The 22,611-nt window shown below is 46.3% G+C and carries 25 protein-coding genes and 1 tRNA gene; 10 read left to right on the forward strand and 16 right to left on the reverse strand.

Annotated features, from left to right (window positions below):
* Both HZF10_RS11110 and HZF10_RS11115 read right to left on the reverse strand, forming a co-directional pair.
* The gene (locus tag HZF10_RS11110) at window positions 1-453 is read right to left on the reverse strand and encodes a 6-pyruvoyl trahydropterin synthase family protein (protein WP_176006278.1); all 453 of its coding nucleotides are present in this window, start codon (window positions 451-453) and stop codon (window positions 1-3) included.
* 102 nt (window positions 454-555) lie between these two features.
* Window positions 556-1,317, reverse strand: coding sequence for an enoyl-CoA hydratase/isomerase family protein (locus tag HZF10_RS11115; protein WP_176006279.1), 762 nt, complete (start codon window positions 1,315-1,317; stop codon window positions 556-558).
* Window positions 1,318-1,398: 81 nt separating this feature from the next.
* On the opposite strand from HZF10_RS11115, the gene HZF10_RS11120 reads away from it, so the two are divergent.
* From HZF10_RS11120 to HZF10_RS11140, 5 genes are all read left to right on the forward strand, one after another.
* Window positions 1,399-1,472: transfer RNA gene (locus HZF10_RS11120), tRNA-Ala, on the forward strand.
* 375 nt (window positions 1,473-1,847) lie between these two features.
* A complete protein-coding gene (locus HZF10_RS11125) occupies window positions 1,848-3,833 on the forward strand; it encodes a tetratricopeptide repeat protein (protein ID WP_176006280.1) in 1,986 nt (661 codons plus the stop codon).
* 7 nt (window positions 3,834-3,840) lie between these two features.
* Window positions 3,841-4,590 carry a LytR/AlgR family response regulator transcription factor gene (locus tag HZF10_RS11130; protein WP_176006281.1) on the forward strand — a complete coding sequence of 250 codons (750 nt, stop codon included), beginning with the start codon at window positions 3,841-3,843 and terminating at the stop codon, window positions 4,588-4,590.
* Between the two features lie 144 nt (window positions 4,591-4,734).
* A complete protein-coding gene (locus tag HZF10_RS11135; RefSeq protein WP_176006282.1) occupies window positions 4,735-5,838 on the forward strand; it encodes a hypothetical protein in 1,104 nt (367 codons plus the stop codon).
* Between the two features lie 160 nt (window positions 5,839-5,998).
* On the forward strand, window positions 5,999-7,387 hold the full coding sequence (locus HZF10_RS11140) for a T9SS type A sorting domain-containing protein (RefSeq protein WP_176006283.1): 1,389 nt from the start codon (window positions 5,999-6,001) through the stop codon (window positions 7,385-7,387).
* 69 nt (window positions 7,388-7,456) lie between these two features.
* On the opposite strand, the gene HZF10_RS11145 is transcribed toward HZF10_RS11140, so the two are convergent.
* The 3 genes from HZF10_RS11145 to HZF10_RS11155 all read right to left on the reverse strand — a co-directional run bounded on the left by HZF10_RS11145 (window position 7,457) and on the right by HZF10_RS11155 (window position 9,254).
* Window positions 7,457-7,933 carry a nuclear transport factor 2 family protein gene (locus tag HZF10_RS11145; RefSeq protein ID WP_217703376.1) on the reverse strand — a complete coding sequence of 159 codons (477 nt, stop codon included), beginning with the start codon at window positions 7,931-7,933 and terminating at the stop codon, window positions 7,457-7,459.
* Window positions 7,934-8,008: 75 nt separating this feature from the next.
* Window positions 8,009-8,812 (reverse strand): SDR family oxidoreductase, encoded by an 804-nt coding sequence (locus tag HZF10_RS11150; RefSeq protein WP_217703377.1) that lies wholly within the window; start codon window positions 8,810-8,812, stop codon window positions 8,009-8,011.
* Window positions 8,813-8,846: 34 nt separating this feature from the next.
* A complete protein-coding gene (locus HZF10_RS11155) occupies window positions 8,847-9,254 on the reverse strand; it encodes a GlcG/HbpS family heme-binding protein (protein WP_176006284.1) in 408 nt (135 codons plus the stop codon).
* Between the two features lie 147 nt (window positions 9,255-9,401).
* On the opposite strand from HZF10_RS11155, the gene HZF10_RS11160 reads away from it, so the two are divergent.
* Window positions 9,402-10,310: a helix-turn-helix domain-containing protein gene (locus HZF10_RS11160; protein WP_176006285.1), complete on the forward strand. Its 909-nt coding sequence runs from the start codon at window positions 9,402-9,404 to the stop codon at window positions 10,308-10,310.
* Between the two features lie 97 nt (window positions 10,311-10,407).
* Here the strand turns inward: HZF10_RS11160 and HZF10_RS11165 are convergent, their stop codons facing one another.
* The 6 genes from HZF10_RS11165 to HZF10_RS11190 form a co-directional block, all read right to left on the reverse strand.
* On the reverse strand, window positions 10,408-11,235 hold the full coding sequence (locus HZF10_RS11165; RefSeq protein WP_176006286.1) for a helix-turn-helix domain-containing protein: 828 nt from the start codon (window positions 11,233-11,235) through the stop codon (window positions 10,408-10,410).
* Window positions 11,236-11,245: 10 nt separating this feature from the next.
* Window positions 11,246-11,737 (reverse strand): peptide-methionine (S)-S-oxide reductase MsrA, encoded by a 492-nt coding sequence (gene msrA / locus HZF10_RS11170; protein WP_176006287.1) that lies wholly within the window; start codon window positions 11,735-11,737, stop codon window positions 11,246-11,248.
* A 67-nt stretch (window positions 11,738-11,804) separates the two neighbouring features.
* On the reverse strand, window positions 11,805-12,245 hold the full coding sequence (msrB, locus tag HZF10_RS11175; RefSeq protein WP_176006288.1) for a peptide-methionine (R)-S-oxide reductase MsrB: 441 nt from the start codon (window positions 12,243-12,245) through the stop codon (window positions 11,805-11,807).
* A 32-nt stretch (window positions 12,246-12,277) separates the two neighbouring features.
* The gene (locus HZF10_RS11180; protein ID WP_176006289.1) at window positions 12,278-12,511 is read right to left on the reverse strand and encodes a hypothetical protein; all 234 of its coding nucleotides are present in this window, start codon (window positions 12,509-12,511) and stop codon (window positions 12,278-12,280) included.
* A complete protein-coding gene (gene trxA, locus HZF10_RS11185; protein WP_176006290.1) occupies window positions 12,501-12,821 on the reverse strand; it encodes a thioredoxin in 321 nt (106 codons plus the stop codon). Before trxA ends, HZF10_RS11180 begins: the two co-directional genes overlap by 11 nt.
* Window positions 12,822-12,927: 106 nt before the next feature.
* Window positions 12,928-13,413 carry a peptide-methionine (S)-S-oxide reductase gene (locus HZF10_RS11190; protein ID WP_176006291.1) on the reverse strand — a complete coding sequence of 162 codons (486 nt, stop codon included), beginning with the start codon at window positions 13,411-13,413 and terminating at the stop codon, window positions 12,928-12,930.
* A 229-nt stretch (window positions 13,414-13,642) separates the two neighbouring features.
* On the opposite strand from HZF10_RS11190, the gene HZF10_RS11195 reads away from it, so the two are divergent.
* Window positions 13,643-14,629 carry a TerC/Alx family metal homeostasis membrane protein gene (locus HZF10_RS11195; RefSeq protein ID WP_176006292.1) on the forward strand — a complete coding sequence of 329 codons (987 nt, stop codon included), beginning with the start codon at window positions 13,643-13,645 and terminating at the stop codon, window positions 14,627-14,629.
* Here the strand turns inward: HZF10_RS11195 and HZF10_RS11200 are convergent.
* The 3 genes from HZF10_RS11200 to HZF10_RS11210 all read right to left on the reverse strand — a co-directional run bounded on the left by HZF10_RS11200 (window position 14,626) and on the right by HZF10_RS11210 (window position 18,229).
* A complete protein-coding gene (locus HZF10_RS11200) occupies window positions 14,626-16,203 on the reverse strand; it encodes a Na+/H+ antiporter (protein WP_176006293.1) in 1,578 nt (525 codons plus the stop codon). The two genes, HZF10_RS11195 and HZF10_RS11200, sit on opposite strands and share 4 nt — an antisense overlap.
* Before the next feature lie 53 nt (window positions 16,204-16,256).
* Window positions 16,257-17,483 (reverse strand): sterol desaturase family protein, encoded by a 1,227-nt coding sequence (locus HZF10_RS11205; protein WP_176006294.1) that lies wholly within the window; start codon window positions 17,481-17,483, stop codon window positions 16,257-16,259.
* Window positions 17,484-17,869: 386 nt separating this feature from the next.
* Window positions 17,870-18,229, reverse strand: a complete 360-nt coding sequence (locus tag HZF10_RS11210; protein ID WP_176006295.1) for a hypothetical protein — start codon at window positions 18,227-18,229, stop codon at window positions 17,870-17,872.
* Window positions 18,230-18,325: 96 nt separating this feature from the next.
* On the opposite strand from HZF10_RS11210, the gene HZF10_RS11215 reads away from it, so the two are divergent.
* Both HZF10_RS11215 and HZF10_RS18205 read left to right on the forward strand, forming a co-directional pair.
* On the forward strand, window positions 18,326-19,123 hold the full coding sequence (locus tag HZF10_RS11215; RefSeq protein ID WP_176006296.1) for a ThuA domain-containing protein: 798 nt from the start codon (window positions 18,326-18,328) through the stop codon (window positions 19,121-19,123).
* Between the two features lie 94 nt (window positions 19,124-19,217).
* Window positions 19,218-20,933 carry a T9SS type A sorting domain-containing protein gene (locus HZF10_RS18205; protein ID WP_176006297.1) on the forward strand — a complete coding sequence of 572 codons (1,716 nt, stop codon included), beginning with the start codon at window positions 19,218-19,220 and terminating at the stop codon, window positions 20,931-20,933.
* A gap of 96 nt (window positions 20,934-21,029) precedes the next feature.
* Here HZF10_RS18205 and HZF10_RS11225 read toward each other — a convergent pair whose 3' ends face one another.
* Window positions 21,030-21,512 carry a YybH family protein gene (locus HZF10_RS11225; protein WP_176006298.1) on the reverse strand — a complete coding sequence of 161 codons (483 nt, stop codon included), beginning with the start codon at window positions 21,510-21,512 and terminating at the stop codon, window positions 21,030-21,032.
* An 84-nt stretch (window positions 21,513-21,596) separates the two neighbouring features.
* Window positions 21,597-22,094: a YybH family protein gene (locus HZF10_RS11230; protein WP_176006299.1), complete on the reverse strand. Its 498-nt coding sequence runs from the start codon at window positions 22,092-22,094 to the stop codon at window positions 21,597-21,599.
* A gap of 184 nt (window positions 22,095-22,278) precedes the next feature.
* Here HZF10_RS11230 and HZF10_RS11235 point away from each other — a divergent pair, with 184 nt between their 5' ends.
* A complete protein-coding gene (locus tag HZF10_RS11235; protein WP_176006300.1) occupies window positions 22,279-22,611 on the forward strand; it encodes a hypothetical protein in 333 nt (110 codons plus the stop codon).

Here is a 22,611-nt window from a genome sequence, read left to right on the forward strand (position 1 = left end):
TTATTCGTTGTCGCTAGCGTACCATTCGGCATAAGAAGTCTCGGTTTCCTGGAGACGCAGCGAATGCAATTTGATGTTTTCGGGAAGACGCGATTTTATTTTCGAAGCGAAATCGATCACCATGTTCTCGCTCGTCGGCTGATAATCGACCAAAATGACGTGATGCCCGCGCGTTTTGAGTTCGTCGGCCAATTCCACATGAGGTGTATTTCCGTTAAAAACCGTGGCGTGGTCGAATTTGTCGACGATTTCTTCACGTACGATGCGTTTGAGGTCGGTAAAGTCGATGACCATCCCGAATTTTACGTGGTTTTTATCCTGGTTCGGTTTTCCGATGACGGTGACCGAAAGTTTATAACTGTGGCCGTGCACGTTTTTGCACTTGCCGTCGTATCCGTAAAGCGCGTGCCCCGTCTCGAAACTGAACTGCTTGGTGATGCGGATGTTCGCCATTGTCTTGATTTTGGGCAAAGGTACGGAAAAGTGCTAAAGTGCTGAGGTGCGAACGCGCTTAAGTCTTGCTCTGCAAAAAGCTTGTTTATTAAGTTGTTCCAATCACTTTTTCTTGAACTGATTCAGCGCGTTTTTCGTAAAATCGGAAAGCACGAGGTTGCCCGAAATCGCGGCGCGTTCGTACAACAGCGTTCCCCAATGGTCGGTGTCGTGCCACAATGTTTTCTTCATTTGCGTCAAAGCTTCGGGATTGTAAGATGCGAGCGTTTTGGTAAAACCGTCCAAAGCCTCATCGAGCGAGTCGGTATTCTTGTAGACATTCTCGTAAAGCCCTTTTTCTTTTGCCCAGTATGCGCTTTTCCAGTCGGTGGCGCAAAGCGTGAGTTCGGAAAGCGCGGCCAGTCCCATTTTGCGTTCTACGGCCGGCGCGATCACGAAAGGCCCGATCCCGATGGCGAGTTCAGACAATTTTATCAGCGCTTGTTCGGTCGCCAGAACGTGGTCACAAGCCGCGGCCAAACCAACGCCTCCGCCGACGGTTTTTCCTTGGACGCGTCCGATGATTAGTTTCGGACAGCGTCGCATCGCATTGATCACATTGGCGAAACCCGAAAAGAAACGAGTTCCTTCTTCAAGATTTGAAACCGCAAGTAGCTCATCGAACGAAGCGCCTGCACAAAAAGGTCCGTCGCCTTCGCTTTTGAGCACGATTATGCTGATATCGTTGTCTTTTCCCAAAGCTTCGAAAGCTTCGGTAAGTTTTTGCAAAGCCGCCGACGGAAACGAATTTCCCGAAGGATGACCAAAAGTAACGGTTGCGATTCTGTCTGTTTTTTCGATGCGGAGCGTTCCGGGAACTGTCATGGGATATTTTTGGTTAAAATTACGCTTTTTGAAAAAACTGTTTTGTGCTTTTGACTAAAAGACTATCTTTGCCCTCGCTTTGGGGATGTAGCTCAGTTGGCTAGAGCGTTTGGCTGGCAGCCAAAAGGTCGTGGGTTCGAGCCCCATCTTCTCCACAGAAATACTTCAAAGCACAAGACCCTCGGATCATATGATTTCGAGGGTTTTTTGTTTCCAAAGACCTATGTTCGGAATAATTTTTTTGTAAACCCAATCGTCGGGAAGCCGCATGAGAAAATGCAGGACATAAAACCCGCTTCCATACACCAGCCATCAAACTATTGTACTTAAATTTCCTACATTTACGCGCAATTCCTACAAACCTGCCAAGTCTAAATATGTACAAGATTAGTCGAATAACACTTTTTATCGCTTTCCTTTTTGGTTTTTCAGCAGCCTATTCCCAGGACAAAATCATCGATTCGTTAAAAATTGTGCTTCGAAATCCTAAACTTCATGACACCACCAGATTACGGGTCATTTCGGATGTCATGGATGCCAACTACCATGACCAATACGACAAGAACTACTTGCATCTGAACGACATGATGGGAGAACTGGCACTTAAGAACTATCAAAAAAAGACCGGCGCCAAGTTGCACAAAATATACGCCGAATGGCTAGGTGCGTATTATTCGGCTGTAGCGGCTGACTATTCCCACCAAGAAAAAAACGACGAGTCATTGCGCTACCACAATTTGGCGATTGAGACTTTAAGGGCGGTTAAATCGTATGACGACATGTACGCCGCCAATCTTAATAAAGCCCAATTGTATACGTTGATCAAGGAAGAGGACAAAGCGATCCCGCTCATATTTGCTTCGCTTAAGTATTACGAGAAAAACCCTCAGCGCAATTTGCAGCAATTGTCGTTTGCGTTATCTATGATGTCGCACGTGTACCGAGAGCAAAAAAAATGGGAGACATCCATTCAGTATTGCGCCCAGGCCGTGAAATATTACGACCTGTCTTACGCCCAAAACCCGAATAACCGCACGCTTAGCCTAAAGGCAACGTGTTACAGCAATATGGCTAACGCCTACAGCAAGCTCCAACGCTATGACGAAACGTTGCGATATTGCGACAAAGCGCTCGAAATTGCCAGAAAGATAAAGTCGAACGGGCAAATCGCGCAGATTTTGTCGAGGATTGCCGACACGAAAATGAAACTTTCCAAATTCGAGGAGGCGGAACAAACATACCAGCAAGTGCTGGACATGAAAAATCTCCAGCCTAACAGCATCCCCGTCGCCCTTTGCAATTTTGGCATGGGCATCCTGAATTTCAAAAAAGGGAATCCGGACAAAGCCCAGCCTTTTGCCGAAAAAGCCATGGAAATAAGCAAGACGACTGCAAACGTAACGCTGCAGAAAGACATCGCGACCTTGCTGTACGACATTTACGTCGCCAAAAAAGAGCACGAGAAAGCTCTTGCGATTTATCGTTTCCACGAAAAAATATCCGATTCCAGCCAAATCCAATCGTCGAGGAATGAACTGGCGCAACAAATCCTTAAATACGATTTCGAAAAAAAGGAACTGCAGCAAAAGATCGTACAGGACAAGAAAGTGTCCGACCTGAAACTCGAAGCGCAACGAAAATCGGCTCTGCAAAACTCCAAGAACAAACTGGCCCGTCAGCAGTTGGTCTACGATTTCGAGAAAAAGCAGTTGAACGAAAAACTGATCCAAGGAAAAAAACTTACCACGCTCAGGTTAGAGGCCGAAAAGAAAACGGCCGAAAAGAACAATTTGCTTTTGGGCCTTTCCGCGCTCCTTGTGTTGTTTGCATCGGGCGGCTATTTCTATTATCGACACAACAGACAGAAACAGGCCATTACGGTATTGGAGAAAAATCAGATAAAACAGAAACTGCTCATCACACAGATGAATCCACATTTCATATTCAATTCTGTACAAAACATCACGAGTCTGATCAACAACAAACAAAACAATGAAGCGGTAGATTATTTGGGTAAATTCTCGAAACTGACCCGGCAAATCCTCGAAAACTCGAACGAAAACTACATATCGCTCGAAGAAGAGGTAGAAATGATCGAAAACTACCTTTCGATACAACAGCTTTTATATGAAGACAAATTCACCTACACCGTAATCGTCGAAGAAAACATCGATGTCGAATCGATGTTCCTGCCGCCTATGCTCGCCCAGCCGTTTATTGAAAATGCCATAAAACACGGATTGAGCAATACGTTGGAAAACGGAAAAATAGCGGTTCATTTCTATTTGGACGACAACAAACTGTTTTTCGAAGTGACCGATAACGGCAAAGGATTCGACACCGAGAAAAAAGTGAGCAATCACAAGTCGTTGGCGATGACCATCACCAAAGAGCGCCTCGTCAATTATACCAAGAACAAAAATTTTGTCGTGCAGACAGACAACCTTTTGAATCCGGAAGGCACGATCAGAGGTGCGAAAGTCGTGTTCGAGGTTCCTTATATTTACGAAAACTAAACACTATATGTTACGAGCCGTAGTCATCGATGACATCGAAAAGATCCGCAAGGGAAACATCGCGTTGATCAACGCCAATTGCCCCAATATTTCGATTGTCGGGCAAGCCGATTCGGTAGCGTCCGGAATAAAATTGATCAAACAAGCGACGCCAGACTTGGTTTTCCTCGATGTCGAAATGGCGGACGGGACCGGTTTCGATTTGTTGCAAAAAGTAAGTCCGATAACGTTCAAGGTCATCTTCATCACGGGCTACGAAGACTTTGCGATCAGGGCGTTTCGCTTTTCGGCTATCGATTATCTGTTGAAGCCTTTAGACAGCAAGGAGTTGAGAGATGCCGTCCTGAAAGCCGAAAACGCGTTGAGCACCGACGTCTTCGAGATGAAACTACACAACTTGCTTACCAATCTTGAGCGCCCTAAAAACCTCCAGAAACTGGTGCTCAAGACCAACGACAAAATATATTCGGTCAACATACAGGACATCATCAACTGTGAAGCGGACAAAAACTATACTACGTTTTATTTCGTAAACGCGCCTAAACTACTGGTTTCCACGAACCTCAAAGAATACGAAACCATGCTCGGGCCGCACAATTTCTTCAGGACGCACAAATCGCATTTGATCAATATGGCGTATTTCGATCACTTCATCAAATCGGAAGGCGGAAATACCATAGTGATGAAAAACAAGGCTTCTATCCCGCTTTCGGTGCGCAAAAAAGAAGAATTCCTGATTTTGCTCGACAGCCTCTAATACGTTTATACGCTAATCAGCAACGTTAATCTGCGAAAGCCGAACGCTGGTTCATTGACCGAATTTTCCGTTTTTCTTTGATTTAGTTTTGCCCTGTATTCCTATCGAATGATGGTTTCATCAGTAACAAAATAACAGAATCAAATGAAAAAACAAGTAGTATTTATCGGGTTGCTATTGCTTTCTTTCAGCAATACCAATGCACAATTATTGGGTAAACTCAGAGGCGCCAAAAACCAGACGGAGAATGCCGCAGAGGTAGTTTCGGAAGGAAGCAAAGCGGTCAAAGGAGCCAAAAAGAAAGCGGGAAGCGCAGCGGCTAGCGGACTCAAACTGGACTGGAACGAGTTTCCGCAAACGCCGGCAATCACATTCAACTCGCTGCTTTACGGAACCAGCGGCGGAAGGTGCGACAATTACACCGGCACGTTCATTCCGCACAAAACGGCAAGCGGGAAAGACGTTGACCCTATTTACGACCAGGCCGAATACTTGAAAATTAAGATATACAAGGATGGCAAGTATCTGAATTATTTCGAATATGAAGGCGACCAGGTTTTCGACGACGGAAAGAAAACAAAGTTCAATTCCCCTAAAGACCGTTACAAACGCGATGGCGAATGGGTCGGATGGTCCGAAATGTTTATCAACCAATGGGGACCGGGCAATTTCAGGCTGGATTTCATAGCCGGCGACAAAATGTTCTATTCGTTCGATTTCGAGTTGCACAAATTGACGAACGATGATCCTTACGGTTCAATTAAAGAATTATGGGTGACGCGCGGGCCGTGGAATAACTTCGCCTACATGAATTACGCCGATACAGGCAACCTACTCTTCGGTTTTTATATCACCCATGAGGAATTCAAGCCATTCCCGGAAAACCCGAAGAAAACGACGAAAAGCGTCAAATGGTCAGCGAAAATTTTCAAAGACAACAAATTGTACGCCCAAAACTATGGCAACGGACCGAGTACTGCCCAGGTTGAGCAAGCCAAATGGAATGAAGTCCAGTGTGCCTTCAAACTGGTAGACAAACCGGGCGAAATCAAATTTGCGAGCCTGACGGATGGTGCCTATAGAGTCGAACTTTCAATTGATGGAGAAGCCAAGCCAAGAAAGTACAACTTTAATGTGAAGGACAAAAAAATAGTACAAATCCCGGAACAGGACCGAACCAAAAACACAGATCCGACGCGTCTGATAGAAGGATGGAATGACTACTTCTGGATGAAACTGGAAAAATAATATTTTGTTGTTTGAAGGAGCAGGGGAAGCACCGGCTGCGTTTTCGGGTAGATTTTACGGTCTGCCCGAAAAAGCCGGAGTTAAAATAATATTTTTCCTACTATAAATTTCCTACAAAATAAAATTATACATTCGCGCCACTTATAAATTTTTAAATCAAATGAAACAAAAATTACTATTTGCCTTTATCATTTCACAGGCTTTTTTCGGTGCCAACGCGCAACAATTCGGCAGCCGCACCGTGTTGAATTCCAGCCTTCATCGGCACTCGTCTTTTGTTTTTCACGACATAGACGACGACGGCGACATCGACATCCTTGCGACGACGTCTACCGGAACCGTATCGTCCTCTGCTAACCAGGTGTGCTGGTATAAAAACCTTGGGAACGAAACGTTCTCTGCTAGAACGATGATCAGTTCTGCCTATGAAGACGTGACAACCGTGCGCTTGCTCGATGTAGACGAGGACGGAAAGAAAGACCTTGTCATAGGCGACAGAGAAATCGGACTGTCGTGGATCAAAAATATGGGATCGGGTTTTTTCGGTACGAAACAGGATTTGCCGTACAACAGTTATCTGACGACGTTCGAGGTCGGCGATATGAACAACGACGGCAAAGAAGACATCATCGTAGCGCAATTGAACGGTGACAGCCTGCATTTCGTACGCAATACCGGTAACGGCACTTTCGTGTATGATAGCATGATTTACGCCATAACCGACAATATCTATTCGATAGCTTTCGGCGACCTGGACCAAGATCAAGTAACCGACCTGATCGTTTCCACAGGCGGCACGACAACCCAGAAAATCATCAAGTTCGAATACGTGAATAACGCTTTCGTGCAATCGTTCATTTATTCAAGTCCGACATCGCCGTATGTGTATCAGTCGTTTTTGTACGATGTAGATAACGACGGCAAAGACGATGTTGTAACCGGCAGTTCCGATTGCGGCAGCTATTGGTTCAAAAATTTCGGGAACAACGTGTATTCCGGAATCACGCCTTTAAGCATGACCAACTGCAACAATTACAATTTTGGCCATGTTGCAGATCTTGACCTCGACGGCTTTCAGGATCTTGTGTACTTCCGATATGGCCAGATCAACTATAAAAATGGGACGGGAATTGGCGAACTCAGTACGACCATTACCTCAATAACCGGAAATTCTGCCATAGAAGGCGAAATCGGCCGCACGAATCTGTTCGACATCGATGAGGACGGCGACCTTGACGTCTTCTACAGTACCGACAACGAATTCGGATGGTTTATGAACAACGCTTCCGCTTTGAGTACGCCTGAAAGCGAGGCTGTAAAATTTATGGTTTACCCGAACCCGGCAACGTCAGAGCTCAACATCGTTTCGATAAAAGCCGTCGACAGCTATAAAATCTACGATAACGCCGGAAAATTGGTGGCAAACGCAACTTTTTCAAACGCGATCACCGATTGTAAAATCGACCTTGGCCAATTGAGCAGCGGATTCTATTTTATCGATATCCAATCCGGATCATCGCGTGAAATCAAGAAGTTTGTGAAAAACTAAAATCGCAACGCGTTACTTCAAAGCACAAAACCCTTGAATCATACGATCTCAAGGGTTTTTTATTTTGGGTCAATCGGTTTTTATGCGTTTCATGATATCGGCGAACTCAATACCATCGAGAAAAGCAACGACTTCGGTAATCTTCCCATTCTTCATTTTTATATACCAGGAATAAGATGATTTGTACGGTCGGCCGTCGAGTGCGATGGCTTCTCCGTCCCAAAGCGCGATCACCATATCGCTGTCTGCAAAAATGCTCCGAACGGTAGGTTTTATCTTCACTTTGAGTTTTTTATTGAGCGGAATGATCACCTTGTCAAGGAATTCCTGTTTTGAAGTGTAGACTTTCGAGTACGGGGAAGATCCTGTGATTTCCCAATGTACGTCATCGGTAAGTAAGTCGAAAAAATTGCCGTTCCCATTGTGCCATTCCTGAAAGGCTTTGACGATGATTTCTTTGTTTGAAGATTCTTCGCCGCTGTAATGCTGCGCGTTTGCTGAGGTTGCGAAAATGATCATGATGAGTGTCGTGGTTAAAAGTTTCATCGGGATGTTTTTTAAGATTGGTTTCAATAAAGGAAACAAGCCCGAAAATATCGGGCCTGCTTTAGGGTTTTGGCATCAGATGGTATTTTCCCAAGCTTTGAGCTGATGTTCTTTGAGCATGTCTTCGATGACTTTAGGAACCACATTCCTGAATTTCCCTTCGTCCGACGGAACGATGTCGATCATGCGGTCGATCATTTCTTTAGGATCCATTTTTCCTTCGGGAGTGGCAAAGAAATCGTCGAAGCCTTTGCGCAAGTCGGCTCTTTTCGTGAAGTTCACCTCGTCATCGAGCCAACGGAACGGATTGTCGGCCATGGTTTCGTTATAGCCGGTGTAATAAGCGCCGGGATTGATGGTTTGGACTTTGATGCCGTATGCCGCAAGTTCCTGTTGCATGGCTTCTGCGAGAGATTCCAAAGCGTGTTTTGTCGACACATAGGTTCCCCAATTCGCAGGTGTGAACAAGCCTCCCATCGAAGAAGTGAAGACGACTTTCCCTTTTTTGCCTTCCCTTACCCACTTTTGGACGACGCCCTGGGTAAGAACCAATGGTAAAAAGACGTTCACCTCATAATTTTTCCTGACGATGTCGACCGGAATTTCCCAAACCGGTCCGGCTTCTCCCATCCCGGCGTTGTTCCAAAGGATGTCGAAGTCCCACTTGAGTGCTTGTTTGATGTCGTATTGATCGGTAAGATCCAAACGTTCTACCCTGATTTTGTCGGATAATCCCAATACTTCGACTTCTTCGCGAAGCGGGGTTACTTGTGACGATACGTGCACGGTGGCGATGATGTTGTGTCCGTTTTTTGCCATTCCTATTGCAGCTCCTTTTCCGAATCCTGAACCTGCACCTGTGATTAAAATCGTTTTCATGATGTAAAAATTTAGTTGTTATTGAATTGATTGATTATTGGATTTGATTTAAAATTTCCGCTCCTGCCGTGGCGATTTGAAGGTCTTCCGGGACTGCACCTCCCGAAACCCCGATGTATCCGATGATTTCGTTGTCCTTGAGGATGGGAAGCCCGCCCGCGAAACCAACCAGTCCGTCATTGGTGGCCGACATTCCGTAAGTTCCGGCTTCGGGTTTGAGGTATTCGCCTACGTTTGCACTGCTCGTCCTGAAAAGGCTTGCCGTTTTCGCTTTCTTGACGGCGATGTCTATCGATCCTAAAAAGGCGTCGTCCATTCTTTCAAAAGATTTTAAATGCCCCGCGGTATCCAAAACCGCGATGTTTGCATTTACGTTGAGTTGTATCGCTTTCGCTTTTGCTTGCTGTACAACCTGTCTTGATTCGTTGAGATTGATTTCCATGATGTAGTATTTTTTTTGTGTTTCAAATTGTTATTGCAAAGTTGCATCGCGAAAGGGAGGATGTTTATAGGAAAAAAATGCACGTTTTTATGAAAATCAAACCTTACAGTTTGCTATTTCTTTAACTTTATAAGCCAGTATCCGACTATGAAAACAAGTTTAGACCTCAAGGAAATAGATATTCTGCGCGGCTTCCCAGACCTTACGCCCATTTACAGGGAATCTCATGATTCCAAACAGATAAAGGTGTTCAATCGGGAAATCGAGGACTGCAGGAATTATCTTTCGGCGAACCGAAGGGAATTCTATAAGATCTTGATGATTACGGGAGGTGACGGGATTTTTACGTTGGGTCTCAATAAATACCACATCGATAAACCGACCATCATTTTCATCCATCCGAACGAAATCATCTCATGGCAGAAGACTTCGGGTGAATCGGCCGGATATTATTTGCTGTTCAAAAGAGATTTCATCCATCATAATCCGGTATTGAAAGCCACGATAGAACGGCTGCCGCTATTCAATGAAAAAGGGAAAAGCGTGATCTGTATAGACGAAAACGATTTGCCGGGATTCATTCGGCTTTGGGAAAGCATGTATAACGAACAGGCCAATCAATTTGGTCACGAAGCGATTCTGGCCTATATGCAATTGTTGATGATTGACAGTGCTAGGATGTCGAAATTCCCGATTCCCGAAAGTACGGGAGAAGAATACGACCACATCCATCGGTTTTTCGAATTGTTGGAGAAAGAAATGTCGGGAATCAACTATACGAATCCTATCAGGTTGAGAACGGCCTTGGAATTCGCGGATTGCCTCAAGCTCCATCCGAATTATTTGAACAGGGTTCTTAAAAAAAGAACCGGACAGAATGTGAGTACCCATATCAAGGGCAGGCTTCTCGACGAATGCAAAGCGCTTCTTTTACAGACCACCTGGACTTTGGAGCAGATCAGTTATGCGGTCGGTTTTTCGGATCAGCCGAATTTCAATTTCTTCTTTAAAAAGAATACGGGTTTTACTCCGAATGAATTTAGGAAAACGACTTGAAGGCATGGTTTGACCTTGTCGAAAATCTATTCAATTCCAATAAAAACCCTCGAAATCACAAGGTCTCAAGGGTTTTTATTTGGTGGATATCGATAAACTAAGCGGCCATCATCCGGAATTCCCGTGGCGACTGTCCCGACTGTTTCTTGAAAAAACGGCTGAATCCGTAGATGTCGTCGAAACCCAGTTCGTATCCGATTTCCGAAATGTCCTTTTTGCTGTAGTGCAATAGCCGGCGCGCTTCCAACTCGATGCGATGATGGATCGTATTCAAAGGTGACGGTTCGCCCATGCGATTCAATACATTGGTAAGCGTCTTGGGCGATTTGTGCAACAATTCGGCGTATTCGGACACACTGTGTTTATCCCTGAAATGCTTTTCGACAAGAAAATTGAACTCCCGTACCAAATCGTTTTGGGCGTCGCCTAAACCGGCCATACCACCTTGATTCTTGTAAATACGCGTACACAGGATCAAGATCCGCTTGAGCATCATCTGCAGCATTTCGAGTTGCAGGTCGTCCTTCATCATAAATTCGAGCCGCGCCATGTGCCATGCGGTTTCCACGATCTCGAGATCCATTTCTTTAAGCTTCACCAGAGGAATCCGTCCGGCGGCGTAATACAGAATTCCTTTGCAGCCGACTTCGCTGTCGTGGTTGATCACGCAATAGAATTCGGTATTGAAACGAAGCAGTTCCACGCGGTCGATCTTGACGAATTCGACGCGATGGAACTGCGAAAGCGTAATGATGTCGTTGGCGTCGAACGAATGGCTCGCGCCGTCTATCCTGATCTCGTTCCCATTTGAGCGGAACCACAGCAATTGTAATGTTCCCGGAACATTAACGGCAAACGACGAGGCGTTTTTCTCTGTTATTGTCTCCAATTCAAAATATTCGTTTTGTGCACCTCTGAATATCATACACCAACTATTAAAGGTAAGTGCCGAAGCGTTCGAAGTGGCACGTATACCCGTTCGGATTACGTACCAAATAATCCTGATGCTCGGGTTCGGCAGCCCAGAATGTGCTATAAGGTTCCAATGTCGTCACCACTTTGGCAGGCCATCTGTTCGAATCGTTTACGATGCCGATGACCTCATGTGCGGTCTGCAGCTCTTCTTCGTTTTGGAAAAAAATCGTAGAACGATAGCTCGAACCCAGGTCGTTGCCTTGTCTGTCAACGGTTGTCGGGTCGTGCACCCTGAAAAAATAGTCGAGGATTTCCTTGAAGGAAGTTTTCGCCGCATCGTACGTGATTTCGATACCTTCGGCATGTCCCGGATGGTAGCGGTACGTAGGATGGTCGTTCTGGCCGCCTATGTATCCTACTTCTGTATCGATGATGCCGGGACGCACTCGGAACAAATCTTCCATGCCCCAAAAACAGCCGCCGGCTATATATGCTTTTTTAAAATCGGTCATAATTCAATATTTGGTTATACATACATTAATAAGACGCAGATGAAGCGCCCTTGATCGCACTATACGATTACTTTTTTACCAAAGATAACGCGTTGATGCAGTAACGAAGTCCGCTTGGCGCAGGTCCGTCGGGGAAAACGTGTCCCAAATGTGCGTCACATATATTACAGGTCGTTTCCACACGCACCATTCCGTAACTGACGTCCTTGTGGTAGGCTACGTTCGCCACATCGATCGGTTGGGTAAACGAAGGCCATCCGCTTGAGCTTTGGTATTTTTCGGTAGAGTCGAAAAGTGGTGTTCCGCAACACGCGCACGCATACACGCCCGGTTCGAAAAGATTGCACATTTCTGAGCTGTGTGCCCTTTCGGTTCCTTTTGCGCGAGCGATCGCGTATACTTCGGGTGTCAATTCACGCATCCATTCCTGATCGGTTTTTTCTACGCGTCGCGGCGATTCGGGGTTGCCTCTCGAGGCGAATCTGACAATATCATTCCAGTTGAGCATAATTCGGATTTTAGTTGTTAAACTTCATCACATCAGACCAATGTCTTGTGAAGTTCGTGATTTTTAGTTTGTGAGCGTTTTTCCACCAATCGTTTATAGACCGATTTCGTATAGCGCACGAACTTTTTCTCTTGATTATCGTATCCTACGAGCGAAAAATGGTTGCCGTAAGGACATAAAGGCGCGCCGGGCGTTGAGCCTTCGACTAGCGTGAACCGCGTAGGATCTGCATCGAAAATGCCCGAGTCGACTTTCTTAGTTTGCATGCAAATGCAATATGCGTTTTTCGATTTCCGCTCTCGTTTGCAGCCCGACAGTCCTGTCTACGACACCTTCGTTGTTGATGTAAAGCAGTGTTGGGATGCTGCGGACACCGTAACGCACGGCGAGATCCGGATTGGCGTCTACATTCACCTTGACGATTTCGGCCTGATCGTGATATTCGGTGGCAAGACCGTCTACTATTGGCAGAAGCGTCTGGCACGGTCCGCACCAGTCGGCAAAGAAGTCTACGACTACGGGTTTGTCTTGGGTGAGCAATTGGTCGAATTCCTCGGTATTGTTGATCGTTTTCATAAGATTGAGCTTTTTGATTATTATTTTTTTTTGCTCAACAAAATTACGCCCGACATCAGCTCTTTTGCTTATCTTTTTCGCCCCGATATTTGGCAATTTTTCCCTTTTAGAAATCATCGCGCGTTTGTTTGGTATAGCGCTCGCGCAAAAGCTTTAATTTCGGATTGATGTAGGTTTCGCAAAAAGGAGCATCCTTGTGGTTCAGATAATAATTCAACTGCTCTTCACGGTTTTCTTTGAATGCGTCGAATCGCAAAACTTGCGTTACATATTGCACATTGTTGGCTGCCGAAAGCGCCGATATACGATCGATTAGGTATTGTCGCTGCCCGTCCTCGAAATAATAAATCGCAGATCGGTATTTGTTTCGCATGCTGTGGTTGCTCGTACTGCTGTGCGTCAAAAGATGGATTTCGATGAGGTCGTCCAAGCTGATTCCGTCGCCGTACGTCACGATGACCGCTTCCGAGAATTGTTCGTTTGGAGGCGTCGATGCAATCCAGCCTTGTTGTACTTGTGATACATCGTTGAGCGATTGGAATACGGCTTCCGTACACCAATGACAACCGCCGCCAAATCCGATCCTGTTCATATTGTTTTCGGGACACATGTTAAAAATCCATGCTGGAATCACTAAAATATCAAAACCTTAATTTGGCGATTTTTCCATTTTTGGCAATTTCCCACTTGTCGTGTTAAAACAAGACATAAAGGTAATCGATATATGATTTTGCAGCGCGGATTTTCGATGCCTTATTTTCCACCGGTTGCGTTTTTCGCCGCGTTTTGCTTAAATTTAATAGACAGCAATACGTTTCGGGATGCGCCAATTAGATGATTATCCGGGCCTCGTGCTATTTTTTATAGTTTCAGTCCTCGGATTGTTGCTGCTCGATTTGGGCGTGTTCCATAAAAAAAACGTTCGTATCAGCAACCGCTCGGCTTTGATTTGGTCGATGGTCTGGATTGGACTTTCGATGCTTTTCAGTGCACTCATCTACTATTTTTCGGGTCTCGAGAAATTCAGCCAGTTCCAGTCGGCGTATTGGATCGAGAAAATGCTTTCGGTAGACAACCTGTTTATTTTCCTGCTCATTTTCGGATATTTCAAACTGCCGAGGGAATACGAGCACAAAGCGCTTTTTTGGGGGATAATAGGAGCCGTCGTGTTGCGCGCCATTTTTATTTTTTTGGGGACGGGACTCATCAAAGTGACCTATTTACCCGAAATGCGGCTGTTCGGACAACTGGTCAGGATCAATGCGGTTCTGAGCATTTTTGGGATTTTCCTGATGTATGCAGGAATCAAATCGTGGGTAAATAAACCCGACGAGCAAAAGGATTTCGGCAAGTCGGCACCGGTTCTTTTGATGCATAAATTGTTTAAGATCAGCAACGCATACGACGGCGACCGTTTCTTCACGATCAAAAACGGAAAAAAGTACGCCACGCGTTTTTTATTGGTCGTGGCCGTTGTAGAATTCACCGATTTGCTTTTCGCGATCGATTCGATTCCCGCCATATTCGCGATCGCGCCCGACGATCCTTTTATTCTGTACACTTCGAACATCTTTGCGATACTCGGGCTGCGCTCGTTGTACTTCCTTTTGGCGAATTCGATGCATCTGTTCGGCAAACTCAAATACGGGCTCGCGATCATTTTGGTATTCATCGGGATCAAGATGATCATTGCGCCTTTCCATCACATACAAACCACGCATTCGCTGATTTTCCTGTTGACCGTATTGATAGGCGCGATGGTGTGGTCGCTGCTCGCCAAACCCCAAGCCGAAGATTCTTCCGATTAAAGGTATTTGAGCTTTTCTTCTTCGAGGTCCAAACGCAATAAGTGTTTGCGGATGATGTCTTCATCGAGCAGTTTCTCGTCTTCGTTCTTGCCGATGAGCCACGCGCGTTGTTTCGCGATCATGTCTTTATAAATGGAAACGCATTCACGTGTCATCGCCTTGGCTTCGTCGGCGTTTTTGGGATGCAGCTTCCGTGCGAGATCCTGAAGCACCGGAATCCGATCGAGCTGTTCGCCGTAGTGTTCTTTGAGATAAGCCAACGTAAAGGCCGAAAGCTGCGTCTTGATACGATGGTCTTCCTCTTCTTCGGTAAGCGCGTGGTCCATGTCGGGTAAATCGATTTTGCGGATCAGGTAAGGCAACGTCAATCCTTGGCCGACCAAAGTGATCAAAATGACCACGAAAGTGATGAACAGGATCAGGTTGCGTTGCGGAAAAGGCGAGCCGTCGGCCAACGTCACGGGAATCGACAAGGCCGCAGCAAGCGAAACGACACCTCTCATGCCGCACCAACCGAGTAAAATCGGCACTTTGAACCCCGGATGTCTCGAATCGGCCACGGTAATGAAATTGCGTGCGATCAACGTGATGATCACGGCCGAATATGCCGAAATCATACGACCGATAACCAAAACGAACGTCACCAGAAGCCCGTAACCTATCGCCGTACCGAGACCGATGCCTTCGTGGTCGAGGCCTCGCGTGATTTCGGGAAGTTCGAGTCCGATCAGCGTGAACACCAATCCGTTCAAAATAAAACTCAGGCTTTCCCAAACGCTGTGTTCGCGAAGCCGTGACGTGCTGCTCAAAAACGAATGCCTGTGCGTAGACAGGAACAAACCGCCGCTTACGGTCGCCAAAACGCCCGAACTGTGCAATTCTTCAGCCGAGAGATACATCACATAAGGCGCGACCAGACTCAAAACGGTGTCTATGTTGGCATCTGTCGGCAGATATTTGTGGAATTTCTTGAACGCGAACGCAACCGCCAAACCGATCCCGATTCCGCCGATGACCATCCAACCGAAGCTCACGATCGCGTCGCTCCAAATGAATTGGCCCGTGGCCACGGTAATCAACGCAAACCTGAAAATGATCAGCGAAGACGCATCGTTGAGCAAACTTTCACCTTCGAGGATACACGAGAAACGCTTCGGAACCCTGACGAACTTCATGATACTTCCCGCGCTTACGGCATCGGGAGGCGATACGATCCCGCCCAAAAGGAATCCGAGCGGCAAGGTAAACCCAGGAATGCAACGATTTACGATGAGCGCCACGACGAGCGCGCTGAAAAATACCACGACGAAAGCAAAACTGCCGATAATGCGTCTCCAGCGCCACAATTCTTTCCACGAAATCGCCCAGGCCGCTTCATATAGCAAAGGCGGAAGGAATACCACGAAAATCAATTCGTGGTCTATTTGCAAATTCGGGATTCCGGGAAGGAAACTCAATCCCAATCCCGCCAAAACCAACAGCACCGGATAAGCGACCTTGATTTTTTTGGCCGTCATGATCAATATCACGATGGCTAAAAGCAGTGCGAGGTAAAACGGGAAATGGTCGAGCATGGCAGTTGGTATATGCCTTAAAAATACGGTTTTTGTTTAAAATTCTAAACTTGTCAGCATTCCCGAGGTTCAGGAGAAAGCAACGCTTGTTGATAATACCGGCTCAATGAAAATAGATGCTCGGCCACAATCATTGCAAGTATCGGAAGCCAAAAATAAATCTCATCCCCTTGCGAATACAACCAATACAGGCTCAAAATGAACAATCTGACGTATTCGAGATAGTACAGCCACTTGCGCTGTTCGAGCAACGCACCGCAATTTACGAGCGTGATCAGGATGAAAAGCGAGGCGAGTACGGTTTCGTAGGTTTCCAATCGGTCGAAATGATAGGTGAGAAGCGTGAGCATCACAACGGCCACGCCCAATTGTATGTACAAGTAGTTGCGGAATTTAAGCCGTGACCTGTCGTGTTTCTTGTCTTGAAGGAAGCGTTTTTCGAGCATCGGACGGATGTCCTGGTCCATGTCGGCCGGACTTCCGAAAACGGCTTTCCATTTGGCGCGGAATCCGTCGCTGCGTTGCCAAAGCGCGTAAATCTCAAAGTAATAATGAAAGTGCTGCCATAGGAAACTATAGCTTTTTAGCGGATGCGTGAGCCCGTATGTGGGTTTTTCCTCTTCGGCCTGGAATGTACCGAAAAGCCTGTCCCAAAACGTAAACATGTCGCCGTAGTTCTTGTCGAGGTATTTTTCGTCCGATGCGTGATGCACGCCGTGAACCGAAGGCGTAACCAACACATATTCGAGCCATTTGATGCGCCCTATGACTTGCGTATGGGTAAAAAACGAATACGCTCCGTGAACCACGAGCATCGCAATGACCATCGTGGGATGGAAGCCAAAAAGCGGCAAAAGACACCAAAAACCAGTTCGGATAATAGCTTGGAACGTCGTAATGCGGGCGGCCGCGGTAAAATTGAATTCCTCGCTTTGATGGTGTACGATATGCGCTGCCCATAAAAAATTCACTTCGTGCCCAAGCCGATGGTACCAATACCACACGAAATCGGTGGTCAGCAGCAATCCGATCCAAACCAATGGCGTTTGCGGGATTTCGAATATCCGGTAATGATCGTACACGAAAAAATACAATTGGTAAAAACTGCCCGTCACGAAAAGGTTCAGCAACCGTTCGGCAATCCCGATGCTGATGTTCGAAACCGAACTTTCGTAATTGAAGATGTCTTTTCGTCGTTTATAAGCCGCAATCCGGAATTCGATGAACAGGAAAATGAAAAAAGCCGGCATGGCAAAGGCCAAAAAATGAATGTGTTCCATGTTTTTAGGTTGAAATCAATAAAAAAAGCCACTTTCGGAAGTCGCGAAAATGGCTGGTAAGGTTACTACACGCACATTCAGCAACAGGGAATTTTCCTGCGGCAACAACAAGCGGTTTGGTTACATTTTGTAGAAACGGTCGGTTTCATTCGCATTGGAATAAAAAAAAGAAGGCCCTTCAATGTATGAAAGGCCTTCCAGGTAAGTGCCGAAGCACGATTATCGATTTGCCGATCCATACGAACGAATGATTTTGCAACACTTGTCGCTACAGCAAACGCAATTCGTATGAAAGGATTTTTTGTTCATGTGAAGCGTAAATTTACGAAGTTTTTAAAAGCGCGGTCCAAAATTAACACCGACTTTATCGAGCGATTTCGTAAGTGCTATTTTTCTTCGGTCTTGATCTTTTCTGCCGTTTTGTCGATGGCCTTGGCTGTGGCTTTTGCTCCTTTTTTGACGCCTGTCTTGGTCGCATCGTAACCTTTTTCTACGCCTTTGGCGGTAGCGTTTGCGCCTTTCTTGACTCCTTTTTTAGTGGCATCGTAACCTTTTTTGACACCTTTCTTTGTGGCTTCCGCACCTTTTTTGATGCCTTTTTCGGTAGCGTTGGCCGCTTTCTTGATGCCGCTTTCGGTTTTTTGGGCGGTTTGGTTCACATCTTCTTTGGCTTTTTCGGTCTTGGTTTCCTGTGCGGAAAGGCTGAAGGCGAACATCAGCGCGATTCCCATTATCAACTGTTTCATATCGTGTCGTTTTTAAATGATAGACTTGCTTAAAGTTACCCAAAACCGTTGGCGCGCCCATGCATTTTATTTTATCTTTAAGGAAAATCCCCAATCATGAAGAAGTTGCTGTTCCTGCTTTTCGCGTTTTCGGCCGTCGCCCAACAGCCTGCATTCAAAGTGCTTGCTTTTTATACGGGCAAAAACGATCTGGCGCACGTGAGTTTTGTAGACGAGGCCAACAAATGGTTTCCGCAGATTGCGAAAGCGAACAATTTCTCGTACGAGGCCACATCCGATTGGAGCAAACTCAACGCCGAAAACCTCAAAAACTACAAAGTCGTATTGTTCCTCGATACGCGTCCCGAATTGCCCGAACAGCGTTTGGCTTTCGAGAATTACATGAAATCGGGAGGCGCGTTTTTGGGTTTCCATTTTTCGGCGTTTGCGTTGGATGGCTCAACCTATCCGAACGACTGGCTTTGGTACAACAACGAATTTTTGGGCTGCGGACAATACGCGAGCAATACCTGGCGTCCGACCTCGGCGGTTTTGAAAGTCGAAAAACCATTTCATCCGGCGGTCAAAAACGTGCCGTCCGTATTCCATTCCCAACCCAATGAATGGTATAGGTGGGAAAAAGATCTGCGATTGAATCCGGATATAGAAATACTGCTTTCGATCGATCCTAAAAGTTTTCCGCTCGGAACAGGACCGAAAGCGCATGAAATCTGGCACGAAGGTTATTATCCTGTGTTTTGGGCGAATAAAAAATACAAAATGGCCTACTGCAACATGGGCCACAACGACATGGATTACGAAGGCGGTACCAACGCAACGCTTTCCAAAACATTCGGCAACGTGAACCAAAATGCGTTGATCGTAAATACGTTGCTGTGGCTCGGTTCTAAATAGTTGCATTTCGATTTCTCATTGATATCGTCCGTTTGCTCAATTGTTGTGGCGAAATTCCTTCATCTGTTTAAATTTGAGGAAAACCACCACAACGATGAGAAAAACTTTACTCTTATTTTCCCTTATAGGCGCTTTTTCCACTTCGGCTCAAGAAGATCCCATTTTTCATTGGTCGAAATCGGCCGGGAATATCGGTTTTGATATCGGTTATGGGATGAATTCCGATAGTCAGGGCAACGTGTACACGGTAGGCGTATTCAACGGTACGGTCGATTTCAATCCGGGCGCTGGCACATCGAACATGACGGCACAAGGCGCTGCAGCCGATGCGTTCGTGCAAAAACTCGACAGCCAGGGCAATTTCGTATGGGCCAAGCGAATCGGGGGAAGCTCAGGCAATCACATTTCCCACATAGGATTCGCACAAAACGGCGACCTTATTCTTGGCGGCAGCTTCAATGAAACGGTAGATTTCGATCCGAATGCGGGTACTACCAATCTTACGGCCGTGCCCCAACCCAACCCAATTTATTCTTCAACCGATGTGTCTATCGTGCGGCTCACGGCCGAAGGCAATCTGGTTTGGGCCAAAAAAATAGGAGGTCCGGGTTACGAAGAGATATTGAGTATGGAAGTAGATGCTCAAGGCAATGTTTTTGTGGCCGGCTTTTTTGAGCTGAGTTGCGATTTCGATCCCGGCGTTGGGAATTATTCACTGACAGCGACCGGTTCGCGCGATGGTTTTATCTTGAAGCTCGATCCCGATGGGAATTTCGTATGGGCAAAACGTATCGGTGGTGCGAGCGAAAGCAGAATCAATAAGATTGTTTTGGATGCTCAAGGTAATATTTATGCGACCGGAAATTACTTTCAGGCGATAGATGTCGATCCGAATGCCGGCCAAGTCATGTTGCAACCCTCACCACCCGACAATTTCAACCAATACAGCCAGGACGCTTTCGTGTTCAAATGGAATGCGGCCGGAGAATACCAATGGGCCAACAGAATGGCCGGCAGCATGAGCGAAAGTAGTTACGGCTTGGCCGTAGGCAATGATGTCGTTTATGTTTCGGGTTGGTTCTACGGCAGTGTCGATATGGATCCGGGAGCTGGCGAAGCGATTCTTTCCACATCAAACGGAGGTTCGATTTTTGTTTGTAAATATGATACGTCGGGAACGTTCCAATGGGCGAAACAAACAGGAGCGGCGCTTCAGCCAGAGGTAAGGAAAATCCAATTGATGGAAGACGGAGACCTCGCGATGTACGGAACTTTCAAAGGCAGTTTTCCTTTTGCGCCCGGCATGACCATGGAAGCTCAAGGTGAAAATGACTTATTCGTGGCGCGTTTTGACGCAGACGGCAATCCCGAATGGGCGAATGCGTTTGGCGGTACGGGAGACGAATATCCGGGTGATATCAATATCGCGTCGAATGGCGTATGGCTGATAACAGGCGCATTTGCAACGACATCCGATTTGAATCCGTTTTATCCGATAAACACTGCGACATCGGTAGGAAGTCAAGATATTTTCACGGTGCGGCTTGCACCCGAAGCATTGAAGACTCAAGATTTTCAAATTGACGGCGCGTGGTCTGTATATCCGAATCCGTCAAACGGACAGGTGTCGTTGCATTTCGACGAGGCATTGTTCGGTGCGAAAGTCGACATCCATACGATTTTGGGACAGAAAGTTTCGGAATACGAAATCGGCCAAACCGAAACCAACTTGCAGTTGCGTCCCGGAAATTATATAGTGAAGACGCAACTCGGAAATTCGTCTAGCATCAAAAAGTTAATAGTGTTTTAGGGACATATTTAAACCTGTTGTCCGGTTCGATACCGCTTTCCGGACAAAAAAAGACCGCTTTGTGTAGGGCAAGCGGTCTTTGTCTTTTATACGATTTTATTCTGTGTCGTCGGGGGTTTGTATGTCGCGGATGCACAAGTATTTCCCGTTGCGCTTCTCGAAAACCGAAAAATAATTGCCCGCTCCGTAATTGACGCCTTTCGGGTCCGAAATCTTGTAATGCCCGATTTCGATCACTTGGCTGCCATCACCCGACGGGAAAACTTCCATGACCGTATACTTGATCCCGGCGCGTTTCGGGAAACCTTTGGCGAGTTCCTGCATGCTTTCGCGGATTTCATCCTTTCCGTGCAACGGTTTGGAATTGCTGTCGTAACTCACGGCGTCGTCGGCGTAGTACGTCATGATCGAATCGACGTTCTTCGAATTCACGTTTTTGGCGTATCGGTCTTCTATCGACTGGATTTCCATTTTGACCGCGCTGATCTGTTCCGCGGTAAGCGACGTGCGTTCTACGGGTTTCTCGCAATTCGAAAAAATAAATATAGGGGCGATAAGGAGTAAAGCTCTCGACTTCATTTCGTTTCGTTTCCGCGAATTTACTCCAACAAAAAAGCGCCTGAAATCCAAGCGCCTGCGAGTTTGTAACAATTATATTAACAGTTACGGTTTTTTGGTGGTTTTTGGCGTGTCGGGCGTCTGCATGTCGCGGATGCACAAGTATTTTCCGCCTCGTTTTTCGAAAAGCGAGAAATAATTGCCGCTTCCGAAGGCGATTCCCGCATCGTCCTTGATTTCATATCGACCTATTTCGACCACCTGGAACTTGTCGCCCGAGGGCAGAACTTCCTGCACGGTGAAGTAAATTTTTGCCGTTTTGGGGAATTCGCTCGATAATTTCCTGATGTCCGACCGTATGGCGTTTTTGCCTTTGAGCGGCGGCCCGTCCGAATTGTAGCTCACGGCATCCTCGGCGTAATAGTTCATGATCGCCGATGTATTGTTGTCGTTGACGGCTATGGCGTAAGCGTTTTCGAGTTTTTGTATCTCATCGCGGATCTCGTCGGTTTCGGCAGACGAAATTTCGGAACGCTCAGAAGGCGACGTGCACGATGCGAGCAAAGCGATCGAGGCGAAAAGTAAAATGAAGTTGATTTTCATGGCACAATGATTTCGGATTGTGTTAAAATTAGTTCGACCCAAGCCGTTTCGTCTTATACCATTTTCGTCCGATTTTGTAAAGTATGTGCCTAATGTCTTACTTCAAAATCGGGACAATGCCTAAATTTCAACATTTCGTGTAACCTTTTTGAAAACGCTTCCTCTAAGCGATATACTCATTGATATGGAAACTTTCTGGAACAACCTGCCGTTCATCCTCATTTTTTTGCTGACCGCGATTTTGCTTGGCTTTCATCTGCGAAACGTGCATCGCGAAAAAATGGAATACCTAAAAAGAGGCGAACTTCCTTTTTTGCCAGCCGATTGGATCGAACAGATCAAATACCGCAACCTGTCGCGAGGCGTTTTGGCTTTGTCGTTGGCTTTGGGGATTTTCTCGGCCCAGGCAATGATCGGCTCGGGAGCGATGCAACCCGTGGCCGCCTACATTTCGATGTGCCTGCTTTGGTTCGGGATCGGATCGCTCGCGTTCTATCTGTTCATCCGTAAGCGCTGA

Origin of the sequence: Flavobacterium agri (genome assembly GCF_013401995.1) — a bacterium.
Classification (GTDB): domain Bacteria; phylum Bacteroidota; class Bacteroidia; order Flavobacteriales; family Flavobacteriaceae; genus Flavobacterium; species Flavobacterium agri.